The following is a 3270-nucleotide window of genomic DNA, read 5'->3' as shown; positions in this document are numbered from 1 at the left end:
TGCGCTGGAGCGTGGTTGGTGGTGAAGTAATTGCCCGTCTACGCGGTTTCTTTTTTGGCAACGAGTTGGATTCCTTTTTTGCCTTTTGGAGTCGCCGCGTTTTTCAGCCTGCTACCTCACCACTTTTATGACCTGCACCCGACCGCCGCAAAGAGATGCGCGTCATCAAGGAGCTGATCACGGAGAAAGACTACGACGGTATCGCCGATCAGCTAGAAGCTATGAAGCGCATCTGGGTAGGCACCACGATCGCCGAGGGCATGAACCGCCGACGCGACGCCGAAGCGGCCCTCGTGCGTACGGCAATTAAAACAAAATAGAATAAAAGCCTCGTCCACGATTCTTTCTGGTTTCTGTCCACCGTTTTGTCCACCCACAGGCGAGACAATAGCGGCATGAAAGGAACCCGTTCGATGAAAAATTTTGTCTCTGTCCCACGCGCCTTCTTAGGTGCCCTGGCCGCTTTTAGCCTTCTTGGAGGCCCTGCCGCTCACGCCGATATAGATGTCGTTGTGGACATCAACCAGCTGAAGTGTATTGATGAGAACGACTCATTTACCAAAGATGAACCCTATGTGATCGTTGTCCCGTTCTTTGTGGACGGCAGCACGGTCAAAGTGGGCAAGCTTGGCAGCAATGAGTTTGCCGCCTCTCCCTCGTCCACGGTCACGGTCATGAAGGCAAGCAAGACTCATGACAATATCAAGAGTGGCGATGACTGGTGCAAAGAAGGCAGCTCATGGTACTCCATCCCCGCCTCGACAGGGGAGTTCAAGCACACCATGAAGCCCATCTCCCCCGAGGTCACCGGGCCCTTTGCAAAAAAAGTGGCGGTAGCAGGAGTGATCGTGGCCGTGGTCGAGGAAGATGGCAGCACCATTCAAGCCGCCAACGCCAGCCGCGACGCGATTGTCAGCACGCTCAGAGACCAGCTCACCTTGGCCATGTTCCAGCAGAAGTTCGATATAGGGGTGATCCGCCAGAAGATCTCCACTCAGGTCAAGAACGCCGCCATCTCCGCGACGGTGCAGAACCTGACGCTTCCCGGGATCGTCGACCCGGATGACCTGATGGGAGCGGATGCAGATACCTGGACCTACGAGCAGCTTGAGGCAGCAGGGGCAAACGGCATTCCTATCAGCATGCGCTTCAAGAATAAAGACGATGGGGAGTACGAGATCAAGGGGAAAGTTCGAGTGATCCAGAACCAGCTTCCCAGCTCGGTCTCGGTGCAGATCAAGCGCATCTCCGCCGTGGGGAACTTCAGCGAGTCGCCGGACTTCTACGCCACCATCGAGATTGCCAACAACAAAAAGCAATTTCCTCGCATTGACGATAAAGCCATGATCGAGCCGGGCTGGTCACACTCCGTCAACGTGGGGCAAGATGAAAAAGTCTCCATCCTTCTGAGTGTCCGCGACTACGACTCCACCAGCGGCAACGATGTGGTAGACATCAATCCCAATAAGTCCATCAATGGCCTACCGTCCCCCGCAGATCTCGTGCTTCTCTTTGACCGGGCCACCGGCGAGATCTTCCACATAGATCCACTGAGCGGCAGCGCAAACGCAAAGAAGAAGATCGGAATGAAAGGACAGACCATCACGCTGAAAGGCACTGCGGCTAACGAAAGCGCCGAGATCCGCTTCGTGATCCAGTAAGCGGCTTCGCCCTGCGCTACTCGTAGCGCAGGGCGTTGATCGGGTCGAGTTTGGAGGCGCGGACGGCGGGGTAGATGCCAAAGAACATCCCAACCGTCACCGCGAAGCCAAAACCAAGCCCTGCGGCCCAGAGGGGGACGAATGTCGGGAGCTGGTCTTTCATCGCAAAACCAATTGCCGCCGAGATGCCGTAGCCAAACGCCACGCCCAGCAAGCCCCCCAGCCCTGAGACGGTCATGCTCTCGGTGACAAACTGGAGGAGGATATCGGCGCGCTTTGCCCCCACCGCCTTGCGAATCCCGATCTCCTTGGTGCGCTCGGTGACGGAGACCAGCATGATGTTCATGATCCCAATCCCTCCAACAAGTAGCGAGAGAAAACCGACACCCCCCAGCACGATCTGAAAGACCATCAGCACCTGGTCAAGGCGCTTGAGCAAGCCCTCTTGTGTGTCAATGATAAAGTCCTGTGCTTGTGCCGGGTGCCGCTGTTTGAGAATCGCAAAGATCTGATCTGCCGCCGCCTCCGCTGTCCCGTCACCTTTGGAGCGTGCTGAGAGTGCCGCAACAATGCGGCTACCACTGAAGCGCTTTTGCATGGTTGAGAACGGAATCAGAATCTGCTCATCAGGAGAGCCATCACCGAAGTTGTTGTTTCCTTTGTACTCCAGAACCCCCACAATTGTCAGCGGCAAGCGAGCCTGGCCAATGCTAACGGTGATCACTTGCCCCAGTGCTTCTTCGTCTTTTTCAAACAGCGTTTTCTGGACCTTATCGCCAATCACACAGACTTTAGCCCACGTCTGCTGATCGTCGATCCCAAGCAAGCGGCCTTGTGCGACTCGTAGCTCATCGCCTTTTTGGGCCGCAACCGCATCAAGTGCGCCCTTGAGGCTAAAGTTACTCCCGACGAAAAAACGTCCTTGATCCACCTTGATGGGGTTCACGGAGAGATAGTCACCCGTGGCCCCTATGGCCTTGGCATTGAAGTCCTTCTTGCCACGCACGATTTTGGCGGGGCCTTCCAGCCGAGGGACGATGGTCTCGATCAGGGTCGCGCGACGCTCAATCGCCTCGACATCGTCCATGGTCAGCCCCTCAAATGTCCCTAAGTTGCGCTTCTCGCGCTTGGGAGCATAGAAGGCAAAGACCACATTGGTACCGTTCTCGTTGAAGTCCTTGACGACCTTTTGGCGAGCGCCCTGGATGATTGAGATCATGATGATCACGGCCCCAACGCCAATGATCACCCCAAGCATGGTGAGCAAAGAGCGCAGCTTATTGGCGACCAGCGCGGTGAGAGCGACACGAAGAGATTCTAGAAAGTGCACAGCAACCAAGACAACCTAAAGAGCCCGTTAGTTACTTTTGGTTATTTTTTCGGACTCTGCGCATCTTTCATCTCGGTGTAGAACTCATTGAGCAGTGTCCGTGCCCGCACCCCTGTTGCCGCTTCACCTGTCTCTAAATACTCTTGCAGGCTGGAAAGCGACTGCGCGAGCAAGTTGGCAGCGAGGACGCGTCGGTTGTGCGCAAGACGAACAGACTCGGAGGCGGTCTCCATTGGAGGCGCTCCTCCCAATAAATCCGCAAGCAGCTTGGCCCGTGTG

General features: G+C 55.8%; 4 protein-coding genes. 2 read left to right on the top strand and 2 right to left on the bottom strand.

Annotated elements, in window-relative coordinates:
* Nucleotides 1-155 precede the first annotated feature (155 nt).
* Both RMO15_RS25720 and RMO15_RS25715 read left to right on the top strand, forming a co-directional pair.
* Nucleotides 156-320, top strand: a complete 165-nt coding sequence (locus RMO15_RS25720) for a hypothetical protein (RefSeq protein WP_309719486.1) — start codon at nucleotides 156-158, stop codon at nucleotides 318-320.
* 75 nt (nucleotides 321-395) lie between these two features.
* Nucleotides 396-1661: a hypothetical protein gene (locus tag RMO15_RS25715; protein WP_309719483.1), complete on the top strand. Its 1266-nt coding sequence runs from the start codon at nucleotides 396-398 to the stop codon at nucleotides 1659-1661.
* 16 nt (nucleotides 1662-1677) lie between these two features.
* On the opposite strand, the gene RMO15_RS25710 is transcribed toward RMO15_RS25715, so the two are convergent.
* Both RMO15_RS25710 and RMO15_RS25705 read right to left on the bottom strand, forming a co-directional pair.
* On the bottom strand, nucleotides 1678-2991 hold the full coding sequence (locus tag RMO15_RS25710; protein WP_309719481.1) for an ABC transporter permease: 1314 nt from the start codon (nucleotides 2989-2991) through the stop codon (nucleotides 1678-1680).
* 41 nt (nucleotides 2992-3032) lie between these two features.
* The coding region (locus RMO15_RS25705) for a hypothetical protein (RefSeq protein ID WP_309719478.1) at nucleotides 3033-3270 on the bottom strand (238 nt) is incomplete at its 5' end.

Origin of the sequence: Armatimonas sp. (assembly GCF_031410135.1) — a bacterium.
Lineage (GTDB): Bacteria > Armatimonadota > Armatimonadia > Armatimonadales > Armatimonadaceae > Armatimonas.
The sequence above is the reverse complement of the archived record's forward strand: the minus strand, read 5'-3'. Positions and strand labels throughout refer to the sequence as shown.

Excerpts from the sequence above, each read along its gene's own strand:
- RMO15_RS25720 (WP_309719486.1), top strand. The coding sequence starts at position 156 with ATGCGCGTCATCAAGGAGCTGATCACGGAGAAAGACTACGACGGTATC.
- RMO15_RS25715 (WP_309719483.1), top strand. The coding sequence starts at position 396 with ATGAAAGGAACCCGTTCGATGAAAAATTTTGTCTCTGTCCCACGCGCC.